The organism is Nonlabens dokdonensis DSW-6, assembly GCF_000332115.1.
In the GTDB taxonomy this organism is placed as follows: domain Bacteria; phylum Bacteroidota; class Bacteroidia; order Flavobacteriales; family Flavobacteriaceae; genus Nonlabens; species Nonlabens dokdonensis.
Genome location: NC_020156.1, coordinates 1,706,125 through 1,732,893, shown reverse-complemented (window position 1 = coordinate 1,732,893; position 26,769 = coordinate 1,706,125). Strand labels below are relative to the sequence as shown.

The window sequence follows — 26,769 nt, the reverse complement described above, 5'->3', positions numbered from 1 at the left end:
GGGATTTATATGTTTTAAAGAAATAGTTCTTAAGCCTCAGCTACAGGAACGATAGATACGTAAGATCTATTATTTCTCTTTTTAGTAAACTTCACTAGTCCGTCTACTTTTGCATGTAATGTAAAGTCCTTACCAGCATATACATTTTCACCTGGATGGTGAGTCATACCACGCTGACGGATTAAGATGTTACCAGCTATTGCAGCTTGTCCACCAAAGATCTTAACACCTAAGCGTTTCGATTCTGATTCTCTTCCGTTTTTCGAACTACCTACTCCTTTTTTATGAGCCATCTTGTTCTGTTTTTAAGGTTATTATTTACTTAACAACTCGATAAGTTCAGCTTTCTTAAGTGCTGAATATCCTTCAAGTCCTCTTTCTTTTGCTAGTTCTTTCAACTCTGCAACCGTGTGCTTAGATAAATCAGTATTAGCTTCTTTTGCTTCTACTTCTTTCTCTACTGGCTTTTCTTCCTTTTTAGGAGCAGCAGCCTTTTTAGATTCAGATTTCTTTCCTCCTGATGCAGAAATGCTAGAAATTTGAATTTGAGTTAAATACTGACGGTGACCGTTTTTCTTACGGTATCCTTTTCTACGTTTTTTCTTAAAAACGATTACTTTGTCACCTTTAAGGTGTCCCAGAACTTTTGCTTCTGCAAATGCTCCTTCTATAGCTGGGGCGCCGAGTGTGATGTTGTCACCATTTCCTAAAAGAAGAACTTTGTCAATGTTAATTGACGCACCTTCATCCTCTTGTAAACGATGTACAAACAACTTTTGATCTTTCTCGATCTTGAATTGTTGCCCTGCTATCTCTACGATTGCGTACATAATTGTTGATTAATGTGATTAATTTCGGGCTGCAAATATACCTCTATTCCCTTAACTAGCAAAGTTATCAACAAATTATAAAAGAAATTTATTGGTCATTATTTTACTGAGCTTTAAATGTATTTACCTTCATGAAGTCGTAGAATAATAAAACCTCAAAGAAATTGAAGTTCTTTGAGGTTTCTAATATCAATTTCGCTTTCGCGAAAGCGGGATTATAATAAGTTAAATATACTATCTCTGGATGAGAGGTTTTTGTTTATTTCTCACCTCACTAGTGTTCCATGATCTTTTATATAAAGGTAAAATCACTAACGGTGTCACAATTGATGTCGCAAACCCTGAAAGGAAAATAAATAAAATTAAAGCAAACTCAATTCCGTTTCCAGCGGTAGTAATTTGCGTTTTTAGTTCTTGTGCTAATTCTGGATTAATTTCAAACAGATAAATCGCCATAAAAACGGTGAAAATTAAGGTAGCAATAAATCCTGAAGTTACCCCAGCAACAAATCCATCCATATATTTAAATTGGGATTGATTTCTGTAAACATCTCTAATCACAAAAAATATTCCTACACCTACGATTATCGCATTGAAAAAGCTTAAATAGCTTTGTGCAGCAAGTCCAAAGGAGTTGATAATTAGGAAATAAACAATTAATCCTATTCCCATTAGTAAAGAATATTTTATGGTATGTGTAGTTTTCATTATAAGTTTTTTACTAAGATGCTATAATTAAAGCATAATATAAAGTATTTTGATTTTACTTTAACGGTATGATTGATAAGACCGTTTATTTTTGTGAAGTCTTTGTATTTTATGTAACATATCATATAGAAAAGACACTAACTCCATAAGAAACTAAAAAATAATCAAAATGAAAAAAATTGTATTAAGCCTTATGGTTGCGTTTGCAACTGCTACTGGCTTTTCTCAAGAGGTAGAATATACCGAGTATGATTTAGATAATGGTTTACATGTTATTTTACATCAAGAGAACGGCGCACCAGTTGTTACAACAGCTGTAATGTACCAAGTAGGTGCAAAAGATGAAGAACCTGGAAGAACAGGATTTGCTCACTTTTTTGAACACCTGTTATTTGAAGGTACTGAAAATATTGAGCGCGGTAAGTGGTTTGATATCGTAAGTGCAAACGGTGGAAGCAATAATGCAAACACGACTCAAGACCGTACTTATTATTATGAAACTTTTCCTTCTAACAATCTAGAAATGGGATTATGGATGGAAAGTGAGCGCATGTTACACCCTAAAATTGAACAAGTAGGCGTAGACACTCAAAATGAAGTGGTAAAAGAAGAAAAGCGCCAGCGTATTGACAACGCACCTTATGGAGCTATTATCTATAGAACGGGAATTGATAAACACCTTTTTAAGAAACACCCATACGGTCAAAGTGTTATAGGATCCATGGAAGACTTAAATGCTGCAAAGCTAGATGAGTTTCAAGCGTTTAATGATAAATATTACAATCCTAACAATGCTACTCTAGTGGTAGCTGGAGACATTGATATTAAGGAAACTAAAAAAATGATCGAAGATTATTTTGGCCCTATTCCTAATAAAGCTCCTAGAAACGAGCGCAAAGTAATCAAAGAAGACCCTATTACTGAAACAAGATATGCAACGGAATACGATGCAAATATTCAGATTCCTGTAAAGATATTTTCTTATATAACACCTAAATCTATAGATCGTGATGCTTATGTAATTGATTACATTTCTGCAGTACTTACTGGTGGAGCTAGTTCAAGAATGCAAGTTAGAATGGTTGATGAAGAGCAAATTGCATTACAGGTGCTAGCCTTTGGACAATCTAATCAAGATTATGGAACATACACCATGGGAGCTCTTGCAAAAGGAGATGTAGCATTAAGCAAGCTTGCTGAAGTTATGGATGAAGAAATCGTAAAACTTCAAACAGAATTGATCTCAGAAAGAGAATATCAAAAACTACAAAACAATTTTGAAGCACAATACGTAAGCTCTAACTCAAGAGTAGAAGGAATCGCAGCTTCATTAGCACGTTACAACATGTTAATGGGAGACACGAGCTTGATCAACAAAGAACTTGATATTTACAGAAGTATTACTCGTGAAGATATCAAGCGAGTTGCAAATCAATACTTGAAGCCTAATCAAAGATTAGAGTTAGATTATCTAGCTGGTACTGCTCCTACTGAAGAAGAAATGAAAGATGCAATGGAAGAAGTAAAAGTCGTTGACAATAAATTACAGATCAACAAAATTTACTTTGACAATGATAAAGCTGTGATTACTGAAAGTGCAAGTAAAGAATTAGACCGTATCGCAAATATGATGATCAAGAATGTTTCTATGGAAATTCTTGCTGAAACTTATACAGATACGAGAGGAAGCGACGCTTACAACAAGACCTTATCTCAAAAACGTGCTGACGCTGTAAGAAGTTACATTATTGCAAAAGGAATTGATGCTAACAGAATTAAAGCTGTAGGTCGTGGAGAAGACAATCCAGTTGTAGATTGTGAAAGTAAAGAATGCTCTGATGAAGAATACGAGCAGTCTAGAAGAACTGAATTTACCATCACCAAAAAATAATATTAAGATGAAAAAACAACTCATATTTTTAATGGCACTGTTCCTAACTGGAGTAACTGCTATTGCACAAATTGATCGATCGGTAATGCCTGAGTCTGGTCCTACACCAGAAATTAAATTAGGAAAACCATATACCTTTGAATTAAAGAATGGTCTTCAAGTTCTTGTAGTAACAGATAAAAAGTTACCTACAATTAACATGAACCTTGATTTAAATAACCCACCTATTTACGAAGGTAATATTGCAGGAGTACAGTCTTTAACTGGAGCATTAATCGGCAAAGGATCTACTGAAACTCCAAAGGAAGAGTTCAACGAGAAAGTAGATTTCTTAGGAGCTAACATCTTCGTAGGAGTAGGCGGTGGATTTGCTGGCGGACTTTCTAAATATAAAGAAGATATTTTTGCCTTGTTTGCTGAAGCTGCTTTTAAACCTAACTTCACACAAAAGGAGTTGGATTTTGAAAGATCTCAAGCTATTGAAGGATTAAAAACTGGTGAAAACAGTGCAGCTGCAATTGCTGGAAAAGTAAGAGGAGCTTTAGTTTACGGAAAAGATCACCCAGCTGGTGAATTTGCAACAGAAGAGTCGTATAATGCAATTACACTTGATGATGTTAAGAAATTCTATTCAGACTATTTCAAGCCGTCTAACGGTTACTTGGTAATCACTGGAGACATTGAGAAAAAAGAAGCAAAGAAATTAGTAAAGGAATATTTCGGAGATTGGAAAGAAGGAATGGCTCCTAAGCCTAACCTGCCTTCTCTTGCAGATGTAAGCGAGACTCAAATCAATCTTATTGATGTCCCTAATGCAGTACAAACAGAGCTAGCAGTAATGAGCCTTTCACCATTAAAAATGAGTGACGAAGACTATCACGCGGTTCTTGTTGCAAACTATGTATTTGGAGGCTCTTTTGGTTCTTATTTAAACATGAACCTACGTGAAGAGAATGGCTATACTTATGGTGCTCGTTCTAATATAGGAACAGGAAGAAACTACATGGGAACATTCCAAGCTACAGCTAAAGTACGTAACGAAGTAACTGATAGCGCTGTGGTTGAGACTTTTAAAGAATTGGCCCGAATCAGAAACGAATATGTGGAAGACGAAATGCTTGCTACTGCAAAGGCAAAATACTTAGGTAACTTTATCATGCAATCTGAAGATAAAGCTGTTGTTGCAAGACGAGCAATCACCATAGAAAAGAATGATCTTGACAAAGACTTCTACAAAGACTTTATTGCAAACATTGATAAAGTAACTAAAGAAGATGTGAAGCGAGTAGCAAATAAATACTTGAATCCAGACCAATTGCGTATCGTTTTAGTAGGGAAAGCTGGAGACATCTTAGAACCTTTAGAAAAAATGAAGATCAACGGTAAGACCGTACCGATTAAGTTTTATGATAAAGATGCTAATGAAACAGAGCGCCCTTCTACCATTGAAATTCCTGCAGGATTAACTGCTCAGACGGTTTTTGATAATTACATTAAAGCTATAGGAGGAAAAGAAGCAGTAAGCAACCTTAACTCTACTTCTTATTTTGCTGTTTATACAGCACCGCAAGGAGAGCTTATTATGGATGTTAAACGTGCAAAAGGCGATAAAATGAATATGACTATGAAAATGGGTGGAAACGTATTGTCAAAGCAGTTATACTCAAATGGTAAAGCAAGTGTTAGCGGTATGGCTGGTAGTCAAGTCTTAGAAGGAGAAGACGCTGCTATGGTAATGGAAGAAGCAATGTATTTTCCAGAGCTTTATTCACCAGAAAAAGCAACCCTTGCAGGTGCTGAGATGATGGGTGAAAACCAAGTGTACGTTATCAAGTGGTCAGACGATAAGAAAACCTTCTATGACGTTAACACTGGATTGTTAGTTGCTCAAGAATCTGCCTCTAAAGATATGAGAGGACAGAAAACAAGCACCTTAATGAAGTATAGTGATTATAAAGAAACTAGCGGAGTAATGTTTCCTATGACTATAGGCATTAACATGATGGGTAGAGATCTAGGGTTTACAGTTCAGAAAGTAGAAGTAAATTCTACAACAGACGCAGATTTTCAATAAATTCAGTTGATGGATGAGTAGCACGCTTTCGCGAAAGCGTACTTATCTAAAATCAATAATACCTAAAACGGCTTCTATTTCTAGAAGCCGTTTTTTATGAAATAAACTCTGTTGCTACCAGCCGCTATAACCAGGTGGCGTGATGCCTTTAAGGTTGAGGTAAACAAGCAACTGCCCGCGATGGTGCGACACATGATCTTGCATTAAATTCATTATTTGCAGCTTGGACTTGGGTCCTGCAAAAAACTTTACTGTTTCTTTCAAATCGCTTTCTTGGGTTTGATCGATACTGCGATATGCATCATCAAAGGTGTTTTTTAAAGACTGTATCAACGCTGCTTTATCTAGAAGATTATAATCTTTAGGCTCGCCAGTTACCTGTTCTTGTGAAAAGTAAGAACGATCAAGCCACATGATGTTTCCTTGAATATGGATCAGTTGTTCTTTAAATGACATTTGCTTAGGAGTAGGTTTGTAATCATAATACTCCTCTGGCATTGCCTCTGCAACTTCTAATATATAATCACGAGAGTTGTTCCATTTCTCTAAAAATGCACCTTTAAAAGTCGTTTGTTGCGCCATAGTTGTAGAGATAGAAAGTAAAATGCAGAATAAAAGTAGTTTTTGCATGATCGTATTTTTAGATCATCAAAAGTAGGGAATTAAATAATCTACCATATTCAGAACGAATAGATGAGCAAAATTAGATCGGAAAGGTTTGAAAATTTAATTGAACATCATTTAAACTAATAAATCCAACCAAGCCTCGCAAGGGGTTCTTCTCCGCCGAAGAAAACGTAAGATAGGCTAAGATCCCATCACACCAGCAACAATAGCAACAATTCCTATCGCAAAACAGTAATAAGAAAAGTAATGAAGCTTTGCCTTACGCACGAGTGAAATCATCCAAGTACAAGCAAGTAGACCTACTATAAAAGCCGCTAAAAAACCTGCAATTAAAGGTGTCATTGATACATTGTCAATAACTGTATCGCCTTTTACCACATCTAGCATATCTTTTGCGATCTTACCAAAGATTAAAGGAACTACCATTAAGAAAGAAAAACGAGCCGCTTTTGCCCTATCGTTACCTAATAATACTGATGTAGAAATAGTTGCACCACTTCTTGAAATTCCAGGAAGCATAGCAACAGCTTGTGACACACCTATGATCAAGGCATCTTTCCAGCTGACTCCTTTTTCAGTTCTTTTTGCTCTTCCTGCAAGAAATAAGAGCAGTCCAGTAATAATAAGCATAAAACCTACTAGAATAATTTGGCCTTCAAATAGTTTTTCTAATTGTTCTTCAAACAATAGTCCTACGATTACTGCTGGAATCATGGACAAAACTATTTTAGCCGTAAATTGTGTTTCATCATTCCATTTAAATGAGAACAAACCTTTTAAAAGTTTTAAAATATCTTTTCTAAAAACAATAATGGTACTTAAAGCGGTTGCAAAATGAACTACAACGGTGAAAAGCAAATTTTCCTCTTTGTTACCTAAATCTGTTCCTAAAACAGCTTTACCTAGCTCAATGTGACCACTTGAAGAAACAGGTAAAAATTCAGTTAAACCCTGAATAACTCCTAAAATGATAGCGTCTATTGTTTCCATTTATTTCTTATCTGGATTTAATAAAATCGCGTACATTTCGATTCCAAAGCCAGCTAAAACTAGCATAGGAGCTAACCGTATTCTTCTCCATGAAAATATATCTTCATTAAATACTGCAGGGTCTTCACTACCGCCGCCAGCCATAAGAGCAAATCCTAAAGCAATAACAACTAAGCCTATCACCATCCAGATGTAATTTTTCTTTTTGAAAATAAATTCAAAGCTTGGTTTTATGTTTTCTTCCTCTGCTACTTGTTCTACGTTATGAGCAGATGTACCAGCTTTGTTCTGTGATTCCTTTTTAGCTCCTTTTTTCATGATAATATGGTTGTCATTCCGCACTCGATGCGGAATCGGTTATTGCCTTTCTCAATAATAGTTATTGTCACTTGTTTCTATTCTCTTGATGCGATCTTAATAATACAACTGGTCTGTCTTCAAGTTTAAATAACGTGAAGTGGCAAAAAATGTACTGATCAAACTTATCAATATTCCAAAAACCAAAACCCCAACAAATAAAATCCCTAACATTTCATAGTTCTTTAAAATCTCTAATTCTGGAACTATATCATTTGCATAATAAACTACAACAGCAAGCAATCCTAAAGCAAGAATCGCAGCAATCACACCTAGTTTGATGCTGGTCATGATAAATGGTTTACGTATAAAACCTTTGGTCGCTCCTACCATTTGCATGGTCTTAATGGTGAATCTTTTGGCATAAACACTTAATCGTATAGAACTGTTGATTAGTAAAAAAGCAATCAACACAAAAATTCCTGAAACGATCAACATCCAGAAAGAGATGCGTTTTACATTCTCATTTAATAAAGAAACTAGCGGTTTATCATAACTTACTTCTTGCACAAAATCTTTTGCGGCAAGATCATCGGCAATTTGTTGGATTTCGGTTGCTGTTACAAATTTTGCTATCAAACGTACATCTATAGAATTAGGAATAGGATTAAATCCATCTAACTTAGCTACAAAATCTTCTCCTAGATCTTCTTTAGTGCGCTGTGCTCCTTCTTCACTACTTACAAAAACAGCATTTTTAGTATAATCTGCCATTTGCAATGTTTTCTCTAGCTGGCGCATTTCTACTTCTTTAGCCGTGTCTTTAAAATAGATGGACATAGGTATTTGCTCACGGAAGTAATCGGCTAGTTTCTGGCTGTTGAGCAAGAAAAAACCTTGAAGACCGAGCATAAATAACACCAAAAACAAACTGATCACCACCCAAAAATAGGAGCTGAACAAACGACGTTTTTGATAACTGGACTGTGATGACATAAATTTTACAGCTACTTGAATTGTGGTACAAAAATAACAAAGTAACAGACCTAGAACGTATTCCTACTATATATTTTAATTCACAAACGTGATAACGTGGTTTTTAGTCTCTAAAAATGGCGAAATACGTGAGTAATAAAAGGCACTTCATCCATCCTTTCCGACCAAAACTCGCTAACGCTCCTTTTGCCCACCTTTCCTTTGCTAAGGAAAGGAGTTTTTTCTATTCGAATTAGTGAGAACTCCTTGCCTAAGACTTGCATCCAACGAGCTATTTCAGAGAGAGGAATGCATAAGACAGATTGGCCTCGCAGCATTAGTTGGGATGCTATTAGGAGTGATTGATACAATTTTATTTAAATACCAAAAACCTATTTCCCATCTCTTCATTTATTTAAGACCACATTTCCCCTACGCTTTAGTATTTTTGCGCCATATTACAAGAAGAAACTATGTTACTCTACGATCACAAAGAAATAGAAGCTAAATGGCAAAAACATTGGGCAGAAAACAAAACCTTTAAAGCGGTAAATAATTCTGATAAGCCTAAGTTTTATGCACTCGATATGTTCCCATATCCTAGTGGTGCTGGGCTACACGTTGGGCATCCGTTAGGTTATATCGCTAGTGATATTGTATCTCGTTACAAGCGCCACACCGGTCACAACGTCTTGCATCCCATGGGTTACGATAGTTTTGGGTTGCCTGCAGAGCAATATGCTATTCAGACTGGACAGCATCCTGCGATCACTACTAAAGAGAATATCGCTCGTTACCGTGAACAAATGGACCGCATCGGTTTTAGTTTTGATTGGGATCGCGAGGTGCGCACTTCCTCACCAGATTATTATAAATACACGCAAGAGATTTTTATCATGCTTTTTGAAAGTTGGTATGATAAAGATGCCGACAAAGCACAACCTATAAGTTTGTTGGAATCTCGCTTTCGCGAAAGCGGAACATCCACCATCAACGCTGCTACAGACGAAGATTTAAGACAATTTACAGCCGCAGAATGGAATGCGTTTACAGATAAAGAGCAACAAGAAATTTTATTAGATTATCGCTTAACTTTTCTAGCAGATACAGAAGTGAACTGGTGTCCAGCACTAGGAACCGTATTGGCAAATGATGAGATCGTAAACGGTGTTTCAGAACGTGGTGGACATCCTGTAGTGCGCAAGAAAATGCGCCAGTGGATGATGAGAATCAGTGCATTTGCAGAGCGTTTATTGAACGATTTAGATGGTTTAGATTGGTCAGAATCGATCAAAGAAATACAACGCAACTGGATCGGGAAATCGGTAGGTGCACTTGTCGAATTCAGAATTCAGAATTCAGAATTCAGAATTCCAGTTTTTACCACACGACCAGATACCATCTACGGAGTCACCTTCATGACACTGGCACCAGAACATGAACTGGTGGATCAAATAACAACTCCTGAGCAAAAAGAAGCCGTAGAAGCCTACAAAAAAGCAACAGCTGCCCGATCAGAAAGAGAACGCATGGCAGATGTGAAGACCATTTCTGGTGTCTTTACTGGTGCTTATGCTACGCATCCATTAAGTGGTGAGCCTGTGCCGGTTTGGATAGGTGATTATGTATTGGCAGGTTATGGAACTGGAGCGGTGATGGCAGTACCATGCGGTGATGAGCGCGATCATGCCTTTGCCAACTTTTTTGCTGATCAGGAAGGAATGCCTGAAATCAAGAATATTTTTGAAGGTGTAGATATCAGCGCAGAAGCTTATGTCGCAAAAGATAAAACACCACTTTGTAACAGTGATTTCTTAAACGGAATGAGCTATCAAACTGGTGCGATGGCAGCAGCGATTGAGAAATTAGAAGCAGTAGGCGCAGGAAAAGGAAAAACCAATTACCGATTGCGTGATGCAGTATTTTCTAGACAGCGTTATTGGGGTGAGCCTTTCCCGGTATATTATAAGGACGGATTGCCACAAATGATAGACCGCAAGCACTTGCCTATCGAGTTGCCAGAGGTAGATGAATATTTACCTACAGAAGATGGTGCACCACCATTAGGTCGTGCCACAACTTGGAGCTGGTGTACGCAAGAAAATAAAGTAGTTTCTAATGAGGACGAACGTGATTGTGTATTCCCATTAGAATTAAACACCATGCCAGGTTGGGCAGGTAGTTCTTGGTATATGTTTAGGTATATGGATGCTAATAATGAAGACGAGATGTTTTCGGCAGCAGCACAAGAATACTGGAATAATGTAGATCTATATATAGGTGGAAGCGAGCACGCGACAGGTCACTTGTTGTACAGTAGGTTTTGGGTGAAGTTATTACACGATTTAGGTAAAGTCACTGTAAAAGAGCCCTTCCAAAAGATGATTAATCAAGGTATGATTTTGGGGGAGAGTGCTTTTGCTTATTCTATGTCTATTGATATAATATATTCCCCTAATACAAGAGAAGGTTCTTATGAGTTTGAAGCATTAGTTTCTCATTCTATGGGAGAATTTTACATCAAACATTATAATTTATTTAAAGATTCAATATGGGCTGATAAGGTAATTTTTGAACGGAATTTTAACACGCTTTGCGATCTTGACAAGAGAAAATTTAGACATTTTGATGAACAAATTAGAAGTCAAATTCCAAAAGGATTACCAGGTTATAATCTAACCTTTTCCACAAGAAGAGTTCATATTCCTATTGATAAAGTTAAAAACGCTTGTATAATTGAAGATAGGGTTCAAGACGTTAAAGATTTGACTAAAACGTATTTGGAAATTCGAAACCTAGATAATGATTTTGACACATCTCATGAACCAGAAAAAATGTCTAAGTCCAAGTACAACGTCGTAAATCCAGACGATATTTGTGATCAGTATGGAGCAGATACTTTGCGATTGTACGAGATGTTTTTAGGTCCGCTAGAGCAAGCAAAACCATGGAATACTGCTGGAATTACTGGAGTTTATGGTTTTATGAAAAAGCTGTGGAAACTGTATCATGATGAGAATGGATTTGCGGTTAGCGATGAGAAAGCATCACCTGACAGTATGAAAACCTTGCACAAGACGATTAAAAAAGTGCAAGATGATATCGAGAACTTCTCATTTAATACCAGTGTAAGTAGTTTCATGATTGCTGTAAATGAGTTGACAACTCAAAAATGTAACAGTCGTGCGGTGTTAGAACCACTTGCTGTTCTAGTATCACCATACGCACCACACATCGCTGAGGAGTTATGGTCGCTATTGGGTCATAACGAGTCAATAAGTGACGCGCCTTTCCCAGTATTTGATGAAAAGCATTTGGTAGAAAGCAGCAAGACCTATCCTATTTCGTTTAACGGTAAAATGAAATTTACACTGGATTTACCGGTAGACATTTCAAAAAACGAGTTGGAGAAAATGGTTTTGGATAACGAGAAAGTACAGCAACAGCTAGAAGGAAAGCAAATCCGCAAGACGATTATTGTACCTGGTAAGATTGTGAATTTTGTAGTGGGATAAATAAACTGTAGAATTATAATAAAAAGAGAGCCTTTTGAGGTTCTCTTTTTTTTCGTGGTCTCGCTTTCGCGAAAGCGGAACAGACACAATTCTTCATAATCATAAAATAGTCTGAAAGCTATACAAAACCTTTGCGGCAAAGGAGTTGTGAGGTATCTTTGCAAACCTTTAAAAAACAGCTTTTTTGAGTGAGACGACTGCCATAGAAAAATCTCCTAGCGTAATTAAAAATTACATCGAGATTACTAAACCGAGACTATCGGTAGTAGTAGTGTTTTCGTCTATTGCTGGTTATTTTCTTGCAGCTAACACTTACGATCCTTGGACCATACTGCTTTTAGTAGTAGGTGGTTATTTTCTAGTAGGATCTTCTAATGTTTTTAATCAAATTATAGAGAAAGATCTGGATGCGTTGATGAAACGTACCCAAAACAGGCCTTTACCTACTGGACGTGTTTCTGTACAAAATGCATGGATTTACGGCTTGATCATGGCTTTGAGTGGTATTTACATGCTGTATTTGATCAATTTTGCCACAGCTTTTTTTGGGGCGTTGAGTATTGTGCTTTATGCCGCGGTTTACACGCCTTTAAAAACTAGAACACCGCTTTGTGTCTTTGTAGGCGCTTTTCCAGGTGCGATTCCTTATATGTTAGGTTGGGTAGCTGCGAGTGGTAATTTTGGGATTGAACCAGGTACTTTGTTTATGTTGCAGTTTTTCTGGCAATTTCCACATTTCTGGGCGATAGGATGGATGTTAGAGAACGACTACAAAGCAGGTGGTTTTAAAATGTTGCCCACTGGCGCTGCAGATAAAGGAACTGCAATGCAAATCATATTGTACACGATCTGGACAGTTATGGTTTCATTGATTCCTGTTTTTGGAGTGACTGGCGAACTTTATATGACCGTATGGAGCGCTGTTATTGTAGGAGCGTTGGGCGCTTGGTTTTTATACTACGCTTTCAAATTATATAAAGAACGTAGCAACGAGGTAGCAAAAAAATTAATGTTGGTGAGTGTGAGTTACATCACTCTTATCCAGATTATATATGTAGTAGATAAATTTTTAAGATAATAATGACAGATATAACGCAATTACCTATAAAGGAGAAAGTCGCAAGATCAAAAAAACAGATGATGTGGTTTGCTATCATGAGTTTGTTGATGATGTTTGCTGGTTTAACTAGCGCCTATATTATAAGTAGCAGCCGTAGAGACTGGGTAGAGGTGGAACTTCCATCAGAATTTTTTTATAGTACAGGTGTTATTTTACTGAGCTCGCTGACTCTATTTCTTGCTAAAAAAAGCTTGAAAAGTAACAACCTTTCTGGAGCTTCTTTGATGACAGGAATCACATTTTTATTAGGAACTACCTTTGTTGTGATGCAGTTTTATGGTTTTGGTTCTTTAACTGACGCTGGAATTTTCTTTACCGGTAAAGGAAGTAGTGTAGCTGGTTCTTTTATTTACATCATTGTAATGGCACACCTTGCTCACATTGTAGCAGGACTTATATCACTGACAGTCATTACATTTAAGGCTGTTACCAAAAAATATTCTAAGGAAGAAATGTTAGGTTTTGAATTAGGAGCAATTTTCTGGCACTTTGTAGATGTGTTATGGATTTTTCTTCTTCTGTTTTTAGTTTTTGCTAAAGATATTTTTTAACCTATTTTTGCAGCAACTTACAACTAATCTAATGTTATGGATACAACAGTAGCTACTACTGGTACCGAAGGACAAAAATGGGGTGGAGGCACAAAGCCTCTTAATGCCAGCTATGGAAAACTAATGATGTGGTTTTTCATCCTGTCGGATGCACTTACTTTTACAGGATTTCTTGCAGCCTACGGTTTCTCGAGATTTAAATTTATTGAGGAATGGCCTATCGCCGATGAAGTTTTTAATCACTTCCCATTTTTACACGGGACTGATGCTCCTATGTTTTATGTAGCATTGATGACTTTTATTTTGATCGGTTCTTCTGTAACAATGGTACTTGCAGTAGATGCAGGTCACCACATGGATAAGAAAAAAGTTTCTTTTTACCTCTTACTTACTGTAATAGGTGGTTTGATATTCGTTGGGTCACAAGCTTGGGAATGGAAAAACTTCATCGCTGGTGAATATGGAGCTGTAAAAACTAAAGGTGGTAAAATATTACAATTTGTAAACGTAAACGATCATAGTGAGCGAGTTGCATTAGATGAGTTTGCTACGGTAGGCCCACGTGAGTTGGCCCCTTATGGAAATAGTGAAGGAATCTGGTTCCAAACTTCTGGTGATTACGGTGCTACCTATACGCTTCAAGAAGTGATGCAAGGCTTTGAGGCAAATCCTGATATTACAATTAGAACACAACAGTTAGTTTTAAATGAAGAAACTGGCGCTAGTGAGAAGTTAGTGCTTTCTAGAGCCGACGCTTTAGCTAAGTTGAATAAAGATGCCGTAGGCGTGGTAGAAGGTGCAAACCTTACCGAAAATGAATATGGAGCACCGCTTTTTGCAGACTTCTTCTTTTTCATTACTGGTTTTCACGGTTTTCACGTATTCTCTGGTGTTATCTTTAACATGATTATTTTCTTCAATGTTCTTTTAGGAACGTATGAAAGAAGAGGTAGTTATGAGATGGTAGAAAAAGTAGGACTCTACTGGCACTTTGTAGATTTAGTTTGGGTATTTGTATTTACATTCTTCTACCTCGTATAAATTATTTAAGATATTATAATGGCAGATCACGCAGCACATTCAGACGGACACGCAGAACATAAATTAGAGATCTTTAGAGGTCTAGTAAAGTTCAAATCAAATACTCAAAAAATTTGGGGTGTTTTGATTTTCCTTTCTATTATTACTATTGTTGAGGTAGCTTTAGGATACATCAAACCAGATTTCTTAAATGGTACCTTTTTAAAATTAAAGTTCTTAAACTGGATATTTATCATTTTAACTATAGTTAAGGCTTACTATATCACTTGGGACTTCATGCACATGCGTGACGAAATAAGTGGATTGAGAAGAGCTGTAGTATGGACGGCAGTTTTCTTGATCATATATTTAATCGCAATTCTATTAGTAGAAGGAGATTATATCTATGAAGTTTACAAAAGTGCCGCTGTAAGTAGAGACTTCTAATGACGACTAGGTAATAAAATATAAAGGGCGGTTTTATTCCGTCCTTTTTTGTACCCAATTTTCAAATTTGTTCAAAATTTAAATTATGTCCGATTTCCCTAAAGCTGAAGGAATAAAACAAACAAGTAGAGTAGCGATTATAAGCGTGCTACTAATTTTGTTTGCCTTGCCTCTACTTACTTATTTGTTTTTTTTAAATGGAGAACACCACTTCAAAACCCTTCCTGTAGTTACAGAACAAGTATTGGAACTAGATCAATTTGAAACACTTGACGGAGACCACATCCAGTTGCAAGACAGTGTTTCCATAATTACCTTTTTAGGAAATGAGCCTTATACGAGGTTAGGCTATGTATCTAATGTTAATGAAAAGATTTATAAAGATTTTCATGAATTTGATGGGTATCAAATGATCAGCGTCCTTCCTTCTAATGGAATAAAAGATATAGAAGAAATTAAAGCTCAAATGGCTGAAACTACCGACTTGTCCGATTGGCATTTTATAGTAGGTACTGATGAAGCAATTCAGAACCTTTTTAGTTCCTTTCAATCTAACTTAAGTCTTAATAAAGACCTTTCTTCGGAGCATGCTTTTATCATAGATAAAAAACGTTCCCTACGCGGTCGTACAGATGATGAAGAACTAGGAATGGTATATGGTTATGACACCTATTTAATTGCAAATTTGAATAAAAGAATGATGGACGACATGAGAGTTCTACTTGCTGAATATAGGTTTGCATTCAAGAAAAACAGAGACGAAAAAATACAAAGAGATGAGTAAGAAAAAGGATACTCCATACTATATAGGACTAGCTATAATCATAATAATATTTGGTTATTTTGCCGTAACAAATGTGGTTCATTATATCAATAAAGATAAAGTTGTAGACAGTAACAGGTCAGAAGATCGCATTCCTGTAGCAGACAAGTTTTTAAAGAAATTCAATAAAGTACCAGATTTTCAATTTGTAAATCAAGATGGTGACACTATTACAAATCAAGATTTATTAGGCAAAGTTTACGTCATCGATTTTTTCTTCACGACTTGCCCTACTATTTGCACTCCTATGAGTATGAATATGTCTAAAATAAATAAAGAATTAGAAAACTATAAAGACTTTCGGACCGTATCTATAACTATAGATCCGGATAATGATACACCAGAGGTTTTAAAAGAATATGCAAAAAAATATAACGCAAACGAGAACTGGTTGTTTCTAACTGGAGATCAAGAGGCAACTTATAAGCTCAGTAGAGAAGGTTTTAATGCATACGTTGCTGAGAGTGCTAATGAAGACATAAGATTTGAGCACAGCGGTAATTTTGCTCTTGTAGATAGAAATGGTTTTATAAGATCTCGTAAAGTAAAAATCGATGAGGAAAATGAAAACTGGATTTATCATTACAATGGTGTACAGGAAAACGATATTCCTGCCCAAATTCAAGAAATCATTGAAGATGCTGAAACTTTATTAAATAAGTAAAAAAATGTTAGAAAAAAGAGGACCTGCAATAATTATTACAATTTCCATTTTAGTGCCTTTAGTTGTGGTATTACTCATGTTAATGCCCGAACGCTATAACTTCTTAGGTATCGATGCTGGTTTATTACCATTATTTCATGCTGTTCTTAATGGTATGACTGCGGTTTTACTTGCAACAGGATTTATACTTATAAAAAAGCAAAATCGTACCGCGCATAGATGGGTAATGACTACCGCATTTGTATTGAGTGCTGTATTTTTAGTGAGTTATGTAATTTCAAAAATCAGTAACGAACCAGTTGCTTATCCAGCAGATGCTCCCTTGAGATATTTATATCTATTTATTTTAGTAAGTCACATCGTGCTTTCAGGCATCATTTTACCGCTTGTGTTGTATACCATGTATTTTGCATGGAATAAAAAATTTGAAAAACACAAAAAAATTGCTGGATGGACGTTCCCTATCTGGATGTATATTGCCGTTACTGGAGTTTTAGTGTATGTTTTTATGCAACCTTACTACTAACTTACCCTTATGAAAAAGCTCCTTATAGTATTAATTGTTTTTAGTGTTCCCGCTTTCGCGAAAGCGCAATGCGCCATGTGCCGCGCCGTAATTGAAAGCTCTGGAGATACCGCAGCTGCTCAAGGACTCAATAATGGTATTACTTACCTCATGGCATTTCCTTACATTCTAGTAGGGGCGATTATTTACATGATTTATAGAAATACTCAAAAGAAATCAGACGAGGTAGAAAGTTAAAAAAACATTAAGCCTCCAACTATTTGTCGATTAAAACATCGGTTGAGCATCAATTAACATATAATTATTACAATTAGTGTAACAAGTGCAGAAATTTACAGTCTAGTTAAAATAGACTCGTTCCTACGTACTTTATAAGCACTAACCATGATAGAAATAACTGATTTACACAAATCCTATATTACAGGAAATACCTCTTTACATGTTTTAAAAGGTATTGACTTTTCTGTAAAAGAAGGTGAATTGGTATCCATTATGGGTTCTTCTGGATCTGGAAAATCCACATTACTTAATATTTTAGGAATGCTAGATGAGGCCGACAGTGGTTCTTATACTCTAGACAATACTCCTATTAAAAATCTAAATGAGAAAATAGCGGCACAGTATCGCAACAAGTTTTTAGGTTTTATCTTTCAATCTTTCAATCTTATCAATTACAAGAATGCTATTGATAACGTAGCCTTACCACTATACTATCAAAAAGTAGGTCGTAAAGAGCGTGATGAAAAAGCGATGCACTATCTAGAGAAAGTAGGACTTGCAGACTGGGCAAATCATTTACCAAATCAGCTTTCTGGTGGACAAAAACAACGTGTAGCTATTGCAAGAGCCTTAGCAAGTGACCCAAAAGTTCTTCTTGCTGATGAACCTACAGGAGCTTTAGACACAAAAACTTCTTATGAAGTCATGGATTTAATACAAGGAATCAATGAAGAAGGAAGGACTATCTTAGTTGTTACACACGAGCCCGATATTGCCGAAATGACTAAACGTATCGTTAATCTAAAGGACGGGCGTATTATTGATGACAGATTAGTAAATCAAGTAAAAGCAAAAGCTCATGTTTAATATTGAACGATGGCAGGAGATATTTGATACTATTAAAAAGAACAAGCTACGCACCTTTCTTACCAGTTTATCTGTAGCTTCTGGTATTCTTATTCTTGTTATTCTGCTAGGCTTTTCCTCAGGAATTGAAAATGGAGTTCGCTCTCAATTTGAACAAGATGCGACAAACCGGATAAGTATAAACACTAGAACTACAACCAAAGGCTATAAAGGTCTCAATCCTGGACGAAGATTACAATTGACCAATAAGGATTATGAAAACCTAAATAATAAATACGAGGATCAAATTGAGTTTAAAACAAGTCTATATAGATCTTGGGGTGGACAAGTAAATTATAAAGAAAAGCAAGGTAGCTATCGTATAGAAGGTGTTTTTGCAGACCAACAATGGATTGAAAATGCAACTTTATCACAAGGTAGATTTATATCGCAGTCAGATATTGATGAGTCTCGTAAAGTAGGTGTGATAGGTTATCAAATGAAAGAAGATCTTTTTCCTAATACTAATCCGATAGGAAAAACCATACTATTAAATAACAACATAAATTTTATAGTCGTAGGAGTTTATACCGATCCTGGCGGCTCTAGAGAAGAATCCCGATTATTTATACCTGTTACAACAGCCCAAAAGGTTTTTAATGCTGGTGAGAATATTGACCGCATTGCTTATACCGTTAAAATGAGCGATAATTTTGATGAAGCTGTTGCATTAAGTGCTGCAATGAGTCAAGCTATTGATCAAGATTTAAGATCAAAATTTAGTGTTGCGCCAGACGACAGAGTTGCAATAAGAGTGGACGATACACTTGAAGAAGCTCAAAAGATCTATAGTTTGATAGACACTATCAGAGCAGTGTTTTGGTTTATAGGAATAGGAACCATAATTGCTGGTGTTGTAGGTGTAGGAAATATTATGCTTATAGTAGTTAAAGAACGTACTAAAGAAATAGGAATAAGAAAAGCTCTCGGAGCCCTACCAAGCGAGATCATATGGATGGTCTTACAAGAGTCTATTTTTATAACAGCAATAGCTGGATTTGTAGGACTCTTTTTAGGAGTGGGAATTTTAGAGTTAATAGGTCCGTCAATGGAAATGGATTTTATAAAAGACCCTACAGTAGATTTTGCTACATCAATCACTACGGTTGTAATTCTAGTAGTATCCGGAGCACTTGCTGGATTTATACCGGCTAGAAGAGCTGCAAATATTAAACCTATAGAAGCCTTAAGAGACGAATAATATGTTTAGTAGAGATCGATGGAATGAAATTTTAGAAGCGCTCAATTCAAATAAATTGAGAACAATTCTTACCGCGTTTGGAGTTTTTTGGGGCATCTTTATTTTAGTTGCTTTACTTGCTTTAACTAACGGGCTTAGAAATGGAGCTACAGCAAATTTTGCTAACAGCGCAACAAATTCTATGTTCATGTGGGGCCAAAGTACCTCAATGGCTTATAAAGGAATGAATAAAGGCCGTAGGGTTCAATTCAAACTAGCAGATGTAGAAGTTCTCAAACAAAAATTACCTGAACTTAAATATGTCTCTCCTAGATTACAATTAGGAGGCTATCGAGGAGCTAATAATGTTACTCGTAATGAAAAAACTGGCGCTTTTCAAGTGAACGGCGACTATCCAGAATATATCAACCAGCAATACATGGATATTGTTAAAGGAAGATGGATCAACTATTCTGATATCCAAAAAGAAATGAAAAGTGCTGTAATAGGTACTGATGTTGTAAAAGCATTGTACGATATAGGAGAAGAACCTATAGGAACATATATTAAATTACAAGGTGTTAACTTTAAAGTAGTAGGTGTGTTTGAAAATCCTAATACCCAAGGTGACAGCGAAGAAGAGGCAAATACAATTTTTATTCCATTTACCACATTTGGTAAAGCATTTAACACGGCTGATGATGTAGGATGGATGGCGATTACAGCAGTAGATGAAGTTTCAATAACTAGTATCAAAGAACAAGTATTGGCTATCATGCGTGATCAAAGAGGCGTTCACCCTGAAGATACACGTGCGATAGGTAATTTTGATAGAGCAGAAATGTTTGCTCGTTTTACAGGTCTTTTTGATGTGTTATCACTAGTAGGATATGTAGTAGGTGCATTAGTATTACTTTCTGGAGGAATAGGAATAAGCAACATCATGCTTATAGTCGTAAAAGAACGCACAAATGAAATAGGTGTTCGTCGCGCACTCGGAGCAACACCTTGGAATATCAAAGCACAAATTCTTCAAGAATCTATTGTATTAACCATGATTTCTGGTTTAGCAGGAATTGCTTTTGCATCAGGATTAATTTGGGTAATGAATTATTTATTAGATCAAAGTGGTACTGTAGAGAATTTTGCAAACCCATCAGTTAACATCACTGTAGTGATCATTGCGCTCATCATACTAACTATCTCAGGATTACTAGCAGGATTTATTCCTGCATCACGCGCTACCACTATGAAACCAGTAGACGCATTAAGAACAGAATAAAATAACAACTAAGAAACCATAATGAAACGTACAGGAACCGTAATTACATTATTAGTAATTGTATTGCTAGCCGCAGCAGGAATTTATTACATCTGGCAAAAGGATCAACAAGACCCTATTACCTATACTACCGAGCAACCTACAAAGGAAACCATAATCAAGGAAACCGTCGCTACAGGAAGCATCGTTCCAAAAGAAGAAGTAAACATCAAACCTAACATTTCTGGTGTGATTGATAAAGTGCATGTAGTGGCTGGAGATTTTGTAGAAGCTGGAGATTTAATTGCTGAAATCAAAGTAGTGCCTAATGTAAGTTCTCTTACAAATGCAAAAAACAGCATCGATCAAGCTCGTAATTCTGTACAAACTGCAAAATTAGCTCTAGATAATCAGCAAATTATTTACGATAGACAAAAATCCCTTTTTGAAAAAGGTGTCGTTGCTGCAAATGAATTTGATCTTGCCCAAAACGCATACAATAACGCGTTGCAACGTTATAAACAAGAGCAAGTAAACTTGCGTGGTGCACAACAGAATTATGACATATTACGCACGGGAACAACATCTGGAGCGCTAGGTAAATATGCTCAAACGGCCATTAGATCTACTGTAGCAGGTATGATTTTAGACGTACCTGTAAAAGAAGGAAACCAAGTGATAGAAGCAAATAACTTCAATGAAGGTACTTCCATTGCCGTGATTGCTGATATTAAAAAAATGATCTTTGAAGGAAAAGTAGATGAAAGCGAGGTAGGTAAAATTAAAGAAGGACTTGACTTAGAAATTACCGTAGGAGCATTTGACAACAAAAAGTTTGATGCCATCTTAGATTACGTAGCTCCTAAAGGTATTGCAGAAAATGGAGCCATCCAGTTTGCTATTAAAGGAACATTAAAAGAAACTGCAAAAGACTCGACCTTCATACGCGCAGGATTAAGCGCAAATGCAAGTATTATTTTAGATCGTAGAGATAACGTTTTAAGCATCAAAGAAGCCCTTGTTCAATACGATCCTGAAACTAAAAAGCCTTTTGTGGAAGTTGCTACAGGAGATCAACAATTTGAACGCAGAGATGTAGAGCTAGGATTAAGCAATGGAATCAATGTGGAAGTAATTTCAGGAGTTTCTGAAGGTGATAATATTAAGGTTTGGAACGCTTTAAAGGCGCCAACAGGACGTGGTGGTTACGGCGGTTAATTTTTTTTGTAACAAATCACATTTTAAATCTACATATAGACATTATCACATTATGAAGAAGTTAATAATTTGCAGTATCGCTCTATTTAGTTTCGCTTTCGCGAAAGCGCAAACACAAAAACAATGGACATTACAAGAATGTGTACAATACGCACTAGATAACAACATTTCCATACAACAAAGCGAGCTAGACCTCAAAGCAGTAGATGCAGACAGGTTAAGTGCCATAGGAAATTTATTACCTAGCTTATCGGCAAGTACAAGTTTATCTGAAAATACAGGTCTTAGTTTTAATCCAGTAACTAACAATGCACAAACAACAACTTTCCTGTCTGCAACAGGAAGAATTAACGTTGGGTATACTGTTTTCAATGGACTAAGAAATTTTAGACAATTACAACGTGCTGAAATCTCTCAAATCGCTAACCAGTATAGATTAGATAAAATGAAGGATGATATTGCACTAGCAGTAGCAAACAATTACCTTCAAATTCTTAATAATAAAGCAAACTTAGAGACTTTAATCGCTCAAAACCTTGTCACCAAAGAACAAGTAGAACAAACACAAACTCTTGTGGATGCAGGTCAATTGCCTAAAGGCGATTTACTAGAAATTAAAGCAACTGATGCTGGTGAACAGCAACAAATTATTATAGCCCAAAATGCTGTAACTATTAGTAAGGTAAGCCTTGCACAACTACTCTTAATTGATGATTACGCCACTTTTGATATTGCCGAAGATGATTTTGAAATTATAGACTCTGGTATTTCAGACCAACCTGTTACGAGTATCATCAACTCTGCTGAAGAAAATAGATCAGAAGTTAAAATTGCAGAGCAAAACGTGGAGCTTGCTAGAAAAGATTTACAAATTGCAAAAGGAGCTTACTACCCTACTTTAAGTGCGTTTTTCGGTTACGATACTAGATATACTGATGCTACTTCATTTGGACAGCGTATTGCTGATCCCAATAACCCTACAATTACAAGACAAATAGGAACCGTTGAAAATACAGGACAAGCTGTCGTTAGCGAAGTGCCGAATACAGAAAGTTTTATCGTAGGTGCAAGTCCTTTCATAGAGCAATTATATACTAACGATGGTATAGGCTATGGATTCCAACTTAACATTCCTATTTTTAATGGTTTCAGCGCTCGTAGTAACGTGCAACGTAATGAGATAAATCTAGAAAGAAGTGAGCTGCAGCTCAAACAAGCACAGCTCGATCTTGAAAGCACTGTTTATCAAGCCTATGTAGATGTTCAAGGAGCACATAAATCTTATGAAGCCGCAAAAACATCACTTGAGTCTCAAGAATTAGCTTATGAATATGCTAGAGAAAGATACAATGTGGGGTTAACAAACGCATTTGATTTTAGTCAGAGTAAATTGAGATATGACAATACCAAGATTTCCCTTAATCAAGCTAAATACGATTACATATTTAGACTTAAGGTTCTTGAATTATTTTTTGGTATCGATCCAAAAGACTTAAAACTTTAATACCATGAAAAAAGCAATACTAATTATAGTTATTCTTCTTGTTGTAGCAGTTCTAGCCTTCGTAGGTTATAAAATGTTTGCTGGTCAAGGAGAAAAAGGGATCACTGTAGAAATCATGGAAGTGGTTGCTATGGACGTTACTGAAACTGTAAGTGCTACTGGTAAAATTAAGCCTGAAATTGAAGTGAGCATCTCTCCAGAAGTTCCTGGTGAGATTATTGAATTACCTATAAGAGAAGGTCAAGCAGTACAAAAAGGAGAGCTTCTCGCTAGAATCAACCCAGATTTGCTACAATCTAGTGTGAGTAGATCTCGAGCAGGACTAGCAAATACTAAAGCTGGATTTGAACAAGCAAAGGCTAGTTTAGTAGAAGCAAAGGCAAACTATCAACGTGCTGCAACATTATTTGAAAAAGGAGTTATCTCCAGAGCAGAGTTTGACACGACTACTGCAGCTTATGAAAGAGCAAAAGCAGCAGAACGTTCTGCATACTTTTCTGTACAAAGTGCTGGTGCAACAGTAAATGAGGCGACTGATAATTTAGGGCGCACAAGTATTTTTGCTCCCATGACTGGAACGATCTCTTTACTTGCTGTTGAATTAGGAGAACGAGTGGTAGGTACACAACAAATGGCAGGAACAGAACTACTGCGTGTTGCTGATTTATCTCAAATGGAAGTAGAAGTAGATGTTAATGAAAATGACATCGTAAAGATAGAATTAGGCGATAAAGCAATTGTAGAAGTAGATGCTTATTTGAAAAGACAATTTGAAGGAGAAGTTACTGAAATTGCAAACACTGCAACTGGTACCTTAAGTGCTGATCAAGTAACCAACTTCAAAGTAAAAGTGAGAATACTACCTGACAGTTATAAAGAATTAGTGGAAGGAAAAAGTGAAAACTATAGTCCATTCAAACCAGGAATGACAGCTACCGTAGACATTATTACTAGAGAAAAAAATGATGCTATCGCTGTACCTATTAGCTCTATTGTTGTAAAAAACGACACCGTAGAGACTGCTACAAAATCCTTGAGGGACAAAACTACATCAAGCGATGAAAAGTTTGAATGTGTTTATCTAGAAAAGAATGGTAAAGCAAAACTTCAAGTAGTCACAACTGGAATACAAGATGATAAGAATATCGTTATTTTATCTGGGCTTAAAAAAGGAGACAAAGTGATTACTGGACCTTATAGAACAGTCACTAAAACCCTAAGGTCAGGTAAAGCGGTGACTTCTAAAGATGATAAAAAAGACGCTTCAAATTCCTCAGAAGAAGTAAAAGAAGAAGAATAATGTCGCTAATTTTATGCGTAGAGACGACTTCTACAAATTGCTCCGTAGCGCTTGCTAGTGAGAAAGGTCATTTTAAAAACGATTTGGAAATAGAGAACTGCCTTGATCTATTAGAGGATAATAGTGATGGTTATAGTCATGGAGAGCGCTTACATATTTACGTAAAAGAGATTCTAACTCGCAATAACTTTTCAGAAAAAGATTTAGATGCCGTTGCGGTGAGTGAAGGACCAGGTTCTTATACCGGTTTAAGAATAGGTGTAGCAGCAGTAAAAGGTTTATGCTACGCGCTAGACATACCGATGATTGCTGTTAGTACGTTAGCTTCTTTAAGCAGACAAAATACAATCAAAGAAAACATCTCAATTCCTATGTTAGATGCCCGTAGAATGGAAGTATATGCGGCAATTTTTGATAGAAAGGAGCAAATAGAACCACCAGCCGCAGTTGTGCTAGATGAGAATAGTTTTGCCCGCTTTCGCGAAAGCGGAAACATCACCTTCATAGGAACAGGAGTAGAAAAATTCAAGGAACTTATTTTAGAAGAAAAACACACTTACTCGAGCACAAATCCTACAGCTCTAACAATGTGTGATCTTGCTATGAATAAATACAAAAAAAACGACACTGTTGATGTCGCTTATTTTGAACCTTTTTATCTAAAAGAATTTAGGACAGGATAAATTTCAATCGTGCTCCGTAAATTTATTAAAGGTTTTTAATTATCAATCTCTTATCGTTATAAAACAACTTGTTTATAGCCTAATAATTGATGACTAATAATAAAATTATTTCACTTCAAAAGTGATCTTTACATTAACTCTATACTCAGAAACTTTGCCGTCCTTTACTTGAGCACTTTGCTCATTTACGTAAACAGATCTGATGTTTTTGACACTTTTTGAGGCGTGCTCTACAGCCTTATTTGTTGCTTCTTCCCAGCTCTTTTCGCTGTTTGCTAAAATTTCGATTACTTTTAAAACTGCCATATCATGTGCTTTTTGTGATTACCAATTTTAAAAGATACGGATTTTATCCATTAAGGGCAACTACTCGATCAATCTTACCTGGTATCATGTCCTTTAACATCGTTTCAATTCCATTTCTCAAGGTCATGGTAGAAGAAGGGCAACCACTACAAGCACCTTGAAGAATAACGCGTACTTCTCCATTGCTTTCTTCATATCCTTCAAAAACGATATTACCTCCATCACTTGCAACAGCTGGTTTGATATATTCATCGAGAATTTCGACAATCTTCTTTGAAACATCGTCTAGATTCTCAAACTTAGGTAAGTCCACAGTTTCTCCTTTTTCTTTAACGATGGCTGCGCTTTCATGTTTAGTCTCTCCTATGCTTTTACCGCTTTCTAGTGACTCTCTAATAAAAGAACGTACTTCATGAGTTACCTCATCCCAAGAAACCACATCATGTTTTTGAATAGAAATATAATTTTCATCAACATAAATTTCCTTTATAAAAGGGAAACTATACAGCGCTCTAGGCAACGTATCTGTCTCAGTGTCATTAATGCTTTTAAATTCCTTGCTATTTACTGTCAGTTTTTTGTTAGCAACAAATTTCATAGCGTTTGGATTAGGTGTTGCCTCAGCATATACCGTTACCGGTACTTTCTTTTTCTCTTCTTCAGATTTAATAAGCACCTCTCCACTGTTTAAGTATTCTGAAATTTGATCTGCAACTTCACTTTTTACATCATCCCATGCTACAATATCGTACCTCTCGATTGCAATAAAATTTTGAGCTATATAAACTGTTTTTACAAAAGGTAAATAAAATAATTGTTGAGCAAGAGGCGATGGTTTTGCCTCATCAATATTTTTAAATTCGTAACTGTGATTTTTTACAAGAAAATGATTGCTCTCAAATTTAATGATCGCCTCATTACTAGTAGGTATAATTGTTATCTCGTGCTTTTTCATAATACATAAATGAAATACAAAGATAAGTCTTGAAATGATGAACGACTCCTATTAATTCCATTGATAATAACAATCTAATCTCAACTAAAATCGATTATAACAGTATTCGGTCGATTAATGTAAATAAATTGCAATTGCGATCTAACATAATTCGTATTAATCAATTTACTCTGACAAAA

Annotated in this window: 27 protein-coding genes; 18 read left to right on the top strand and 9 right to left on the bottom strand. The window is 36.1% G+C overall.

Annotation, left to right across the window (positions count from 1 at the left end; translation table 11 throughout):
- Positions 1-29: 29 nt before the first annotated feature.
- The 3 genes from rpmA to DDD_RS07635 all read right to left on the bottom strand — a co-directional run bounded on the left by rpmA (position 30) and on the right by DDD_RS07635 (position 1,538).
- Positions 30-293 (bottom strand): 50S ribosomal protein L27, encoded by a 264-nt coding sequence (gene rpmA / locus DDD_RS07645; protein WP_015362236.1) that lies wholly within the window; start codon positions 291-293, stop codon positions 30-32.
- A 21-nt stretch (positions 294-314) separates the two neighbouring features.
- Positions 315-830 carry a 50S ribosomal protein L21 gene (gene rplU, locus DDD_RS07640; RefSeq protein WP_015362235.1) on the bottom strand — a complete coding sequence of 172 codons (516 nt, stop codon included), beginning with the start codon at positions 828-830 and terminating at the stop codon, positions 315-317.
- 234 nt (positions 831-1,064) lie between these two features.
- On the bottom strand, positions 1,065-1,538 hold the full coding sequence (locus DDD_RS07635) for a DUF4199 domain-containing protein (RefSeq protein WP_201764106.1): 474 nt from the start codon (positions 1,536-1,538) through the stop codon (positions 1,065-1,067).
- Between the two features lie 169 nt (positions 1,539-1,707).
- On the opposite strand from DDD_RS07635, the gene DDD_RS07630 reads away from it, so the two are divergent.
- Positions 1,708-3,429 (top strand): insulinase family protein, encoded by a 1,722-nt coding sequence (locus tag DDD_RS07630; RefSeq protein ID WP_015362233.1) that lies wholly within the window; start codon positions 1,708-1,710, stop codon positions 3,427-3,429.
- Positions 3,430-3,436: 7 nt separating this feature from the next.
- Positions 3,437-5,503: a M16 family metallopeptidase gene (locus tag DDD_RS07625; RefSeq protein ID WP_015362232.1), complete on the top strand. Its 2,067-nt coding sequence runs from the start codon at positions 3,437-3,439 to the stop codon at positions 5,501-5,503.
- 114 nt (positions 5,504-5,617) lie between these two features.
- Here the strand turns inward: DDD_RS07625 and DDD_RS07620 are convergent, their stop codons facing one another.
- The 4 genes from DDD_RS07620 to DDD_RS07605 form a co-directional block, all read right to left on the bottom strand.
- Positions 5,618-6,133 carry a DinB family protein gene (locus DDD_RS07620; RefSeq protein ID WP_015362231.1) on the bottom strand — a complete coding sequence of 172 codons (516 nt, stop codon included), beginning with the start codon at positions 6,131-6,133 and terminating at the stop codon, positions 5,618-5,620.
- 177 nt (positions 6,134-6,310) lie between these two features.
- Positions 6,311-7,120 carry an undecaprenyl-diphosphate phosphatase gene (locus DDD_RS07615; RefSeq protein ID WP_015362230.1) on the bottom strand — a complete coding sequence of 270 codons (810 nt, stop codon included), beginning with the start codon at positions 7,118-7,120 and terminating at the stop codon, positions 6,311-6,313.
- Positions 7,121-7,438: a DUF3098 domain-containing protein gene (locus tag DDD_RS07610; RefSeq protein WP_015362229.1), complete on the bottom strand. Its 318-nt coding sequence runs from the start codon at positions 7,436-7,438 to the stop codon at positions 7,121-7,123.
- A 96-nt stretch (positions 7,439-7,534) separates the two neighbouring features.
- On the bottom strand, positions 7,535-8,413 hold the full coding sequence (locus DDD_RS07605) for a cell division protein FtsX (RefSeq protein ID WP_041567023.1): 879 nt from the start codon (positions 8,411-8,413) through the stop codon (positions 7,535-7,537).
- Between the two features lie 452 nt (positions 8,414-8,865).
- Here DDD_RS07605 and DDD_RS07600 point away from each other — a divergent pair, with 452 nt between their 5' ends.
- From DDD_RS07600 to tsaB, 16 genes are all read left to right on the top strand, one after another.
- Positions 8,866-11,907 carry a leucine--tRNA ligase gene (locus tag DDD_RS07600; RefSeq protein WP_015362227.1) on the top strand — a complete coding sequence of 1,014 codons (3,042 nt, stop codon included), beginning with the start codon at positions 8,866-8,868 and terminating at the stop codon, positions 11,905-11,907.
- A gap of 184 nt (positions 11,908-12,091) precedes the next feature.
- Positions 12,092-12,985: a heme o synthase gene (gene cyoE / locus DDD_RS07595; protein ID WP_015362226.1), complete on the top strand. Its 894-nt coding sequence runs from the start codon at positions 12,092-12,094 to the stop codon at positions 12,983-12,985.
- A gap of 2 nt (positions 12,986-12,987) precedes the next feature.
- A complete protein-coding gene (locus DDD_RS07590) occupies positions 12,988-13,578 on the top strand; it encodes a cytochrome c oxidase subunit 3 (protein ID WP_041567022.1) in 591 nt (196 codons plus the stop codon).
- A gap of 36 nt (positions 13,579-13,614) precedes the next feature.
- On the top strand, positions 13,615-14,619 hold the full coding sequence (locus DDD_RS07585; protein ID WP_015362224.1) for a cytochrome c oxidase subunit 3: 1,005 nt from the start codon (positions 13,615-13,617) through the stop codon (positions 14,617-14,619).
- A gap of 18 nt (positions 14,620-14,637) precedes the next feature.
- Positions 14,638-15,045, top strand: a complete 408-nt coding sequence (locus DDD_RS07580; RefSeq protein WP_015362223.1) for a cytochrome C oxidase subunit IV family protein — start codon at positions 14,638-14,640, stop codon at positions 15,043-15,045.
- 85 nt (positions 15,046-15,130) lie between these two features.
- On the top strand, positions 15,131-15,829 hold the full coding sequence (locus tag DDD_RS07575) for a hypothetical protein (RefSeq protein ID WP_015362222.1): 699 nt from the start codon (positions 15,131-15,133) through the stop codon (positions 15,827-15,829).
- Complete coding sequence (locus DDD_RS07570) at positions 15,822-16,532, top strand: SCO family protein (protein ID WP_015362221.1); 711 nt, start codon at positions 15,822-15,824, stop codon at positions 16,530-16,532. The genes DDD_RS07575 and DDD_RS07570 overlap by 8 nt, the downstream gene beginning before the upstream one ends.
- A 4-nt stretch (positions 16,533-16,536) precedes the next feature.
- The gene (locus DDD_RS07565) at positions 16,537-17,058 is read left to right on the top strand and encodes a DUF420 domain-containing protein (protein ID WP_015362220.1); all 522 of its coding nucleotides are present in this window, start codon (positions 16,537-16,539) and stop codon (positions 17,056-17,058) included.
- A gap of 9 nt (positions 17,059-17,067) precedes the next feature.
- Positions 17,068-17,295 carry a hypothetical protein gene (locus tag DDD_RS07560; RefSeq protein WP_015362219.1) on the top strand — a complete coding sequence of 76 codons (228 nt, stop codon included), beginning with the start codon at positions 17,068-17,070 and terminating at the stop codon, positions 17,293-17,295.
- A gap of 147 nt (positions 17,296-17,442) precedes the next feature.
- On the top strand, positions 17,443-18,144 hold the full coding sequence (locus DDD_RS07555; RefSeq protein ID WP_015362218.1) for an ABC transporter ATP-binding protein: 702 nt from the start codon (positions 17,443-17,445) through the stop codon (positions 18,142-18,144).
- A complete protein-coding gene (locus DDD_RS07550) occupies positions 18,137-19,384 on the top strand; it encodes an ABC transporter permease (protein ID WP_015362217.1) in 1,248 nt (415 codons plus the stop codon). The genes DDD_RS07555 and DDD_RS07550 overlap by 8 nt, the downstream gene beginning before the upstream one ends.
- A gap of 1 nt (position 19,385) precedes the next feature.
- Entirely contained in the window at positions 19,386-20,645 is a 1,260-nt protein-coding gene (locus DDD_RS07545; RefSeq protein ID WP_015362216.1) for an ABC transporter permease, read from the top strand.
- A 21-nt stretch (positions 20,646-20,666) separates the two neighbouring features.
- Entirely contained in the window at positions 20,667-21,842 is a 1,176-nt protein-coding gene (locus DDD_RS07540) for an efflux RND transporter periplasmic adaptor subunit (RefSeq protein WP_015362215.1), read from the top strand.
- Between the two features lie 52 nt (positions 21,843-21,894).
- Complete coding sequence (locus DDD_RS07535; protein ID WP_015362214.1) at positions 21,895-23,346, top strand: TolC family protein; 1,452 nt, start codon at positions 21,895-21,897, stop codon at positions 23,344-23,346.
- A gap of 4 nt (positions 23,347-23,350) precedes the next feature.
- Positions 23,351-24,646: an efflux RND transporter periplasmic adaptor subunit gene (locus tag DDD_RS07530; protein WP_015362213.1), complete on the top strand. Its 1,296-nt coding sequence runs from the start codon at positions 23,351-23,353 to the stop codon at positions 24,644-24,646.
- Positions 24,646-25,329, top strand: a complete 684-nt coding sequence (gene tsaB / locus DDD_RS07525) for a tRNA (adenosine(37)-N6)-threonylcarbamoyltransferase complex dimerization subunit type 1 TsaB (protein WP_041567021.1) — start codon at positions 24,646-24,648, stop codon at positions 25,327-25,329. Before DDD_RS07530 ends, tsaB begins: the two co-directional genes overlap by 1 nt.
- Before the next feature lie 105 nt (positions 25,330-25,434).
- Here the strand turns inward: tsaB and DDD_RS07520 are convergent, their stop codons facing one another.
- Together DDD_RS07520 and DDD_RS07515 are read right to left on the bottom strand one after the other, a co-directional pair.
- Entirely contained in the window at positions 25,435-25,635 is a 201-nt protein-coding gene (locus DDD_RS07520; protein ID WP_015362211.1) for a dodecin family protein, read from the bottom strand.
- A gap of 43 nt (positions 25,636-25,678) precedes the next feature.
- On the bottom strand, positions 25,679-26,590 hold the full coding sequence (locus DDD_RS07515; protein ID WP_015362210.1) for a NifU family protein: 912 nt from the start codon (positions 26,588-26,590) through the stop codon (positions 25,679-25,681).
- Between the last annotated feature and the right edge of the window lie 179 nt (positions 26,591-26,769).

Bases quoted from the DNA above. Each gene is read 5' to 3' on its own strand.
- rpmA (WP_015362236.1), bottom strand. From the start codon at position 293: ATGGCTCATAAAAAAGGAGTAGGTAGTTCGAAAAACGGAAGAGAATCA.
- rplU (WP_015362235.1), bottom strand. From the start codon at position 830: ATGTACGCAATCGTAGAGATAGCAGGGCAACAATTCAAGATCGAGAAA.
- DDD_RS07635 (WP_201764106.1), bottom strand. From the start codon at position 1,538: ATGAAAACTACACATACCATAAAATATTCTTTACTAATGGGAATAGGA.
- DDD_RS07630 (WP_015362233.1), top strand. From the start codon at position 1,708: ATGAAAAAAATTGTATTAAGCCTTATGGTTGCGTTTGCAACTGCTACT.
- DDD_RS07625 (WP_015362232.1), top strand. From the start codon at position 3,437: ATGAAAAAACAACTCATATTTTTAATGGCACTGTTCCTAACTGGAGTA.
- DDD_RS07620 (WP_015362231.1), bottom strand. From the start codon at position 6,133: ATGCAAAAACTACTTTTATTCTGCATTTTACTTTCTATCTCTACAACT.
- DDD_RS07615 (WP_015362230.1), bottom strand. From the start codon at position 7,120: ATGGAAACAATAGACGCTATCATTTTAGGAGTTATTCAGGGTTTAACT.
- DDD_RS07610 (WP_015362229.1), bottom strand. From the start codon at position 7,438: ATGAAAAAAGGAGCTAAAAAGGAATCACAGAACAAAGCTGGTACATCT.
- DDD_RS07605 (WP_041567023.1), bottom strand. From the start codon at position 8,413: ATGTCATCACAGTCCAGTTATCAAAAACGTCGTTTGTTCAGCTCCTAT.
- DDD_RS07600 (WP_015362227.1), top strand. From the start codon at position 8,866: ATGTTACTCTACGATCACAAAGAAATAGAAGCTAAATGGCAAAAACAT.
- DDD_RS07590 (WP_041567022.1), top strand. From the start codon at position 12,988: ATGACAGATATAACGCAATTACCTATAAAGGAGAAAGTCGCAAGATCA.
- DDD_RS07585 (WP_015362224.1), top strand. From the start codon at position 13,615: ATGGATACAACAGTAGCTACTACTGGTACCGAAGGACAAAAATGGGGT.
- DDD_RS07580 (WP_015362223.1), top strand. From the start codon at position 14,638: ATGGCAGATCACGCAGCACATTCAGACGGACACGCAGAACATAAATTA.
- DDD_RS07575 (WP_015362222.1), top strand. From the start codon at position 15,131: ATGTCCGATTTCCCTAAAGCTGAAGGAATAAAACAAACAAGTAGAGTA.
- DDD_RS07570 (WP_015362221.1), top strand. From the start codon at position 15,822: ATGAGTAAGAAAAAGGATACTCCATACTATATAGGACTAGCTATAATC.
- DDD_RS07565 (WP_015362220.1), top strand. From the start codon at position 16,537: ATGTTAGAAAAAAGAGGACCTGCAATAATTATTACAATTTCCATTTTA.
- DDD_RS07560 (WP_015362219.1), top strand. From the start codon at position 17,068: ATGAAAAAGCTCCTTATAGTATTAATTGTTTTTAGTGTTCCCGCTTTC.
- DDD_RS07555 (WP_015362218.1), top strand. From the start codon at position 17,443: ATGATAGAAATAACTGATTTACACAAATCCTATATTACAGGAAATACC.
- DDD_RS07550 (WP_015362217.1), top strand. From the start codon at position 18,137: ATGTTTAATATTGAACGATGGCAGGAGATATTTGATACTATTAAAAAG.
- DDD_RS07545 (WP_015362216.1), top strand. From the start codon at position 19,386: ATGTTTAGTAGAGATCGATGGAATGAAATTTTAGAAGCGCTCAATTCA.
- DDD_RS07540 (WP_015362215.1), top strand. From the start codon at position 20,667: ATGAAACGTACAGGAACCGTAATTACATTATTAGTAATTGTATTGCTA.
- DDD_RS07535 (WP_015362214.1), top strand. From the start codon at position 21,895: ATGAAGAAGTTAATAATTTGCAGTATCGCTCTATTTAGTTTCGCTTTC.
- DDD_RS07530 (WP_015362213.1), top strand. From the start codon at position 23,351: ATGAAAAAAGCAATACTAATTATAGTTATTCTTCTTGTTGTAGCAGTT.
- tsaB (WP_041567021.1), top strand. From the start codon at position 24,646: ATGTCGCTAATTTTATGCGTAGAGACGACTTCTACAAATTGCTCCGTA.
- DDD_RS07520 (WP_015362211.1), bottom strand. From the start codon at position 25,635: ATGGCAGTTTTAAAAGTAATCGAAATTTTAGCAAACAGCGAAAAGAGC.
- DDD_RS07515 (WP_015362210.1), bottom strand. From the start codon at position 26,590: ATGAAAAAGCACGAGATAACAATTATACCTACTAGTAATGAGGCGATC.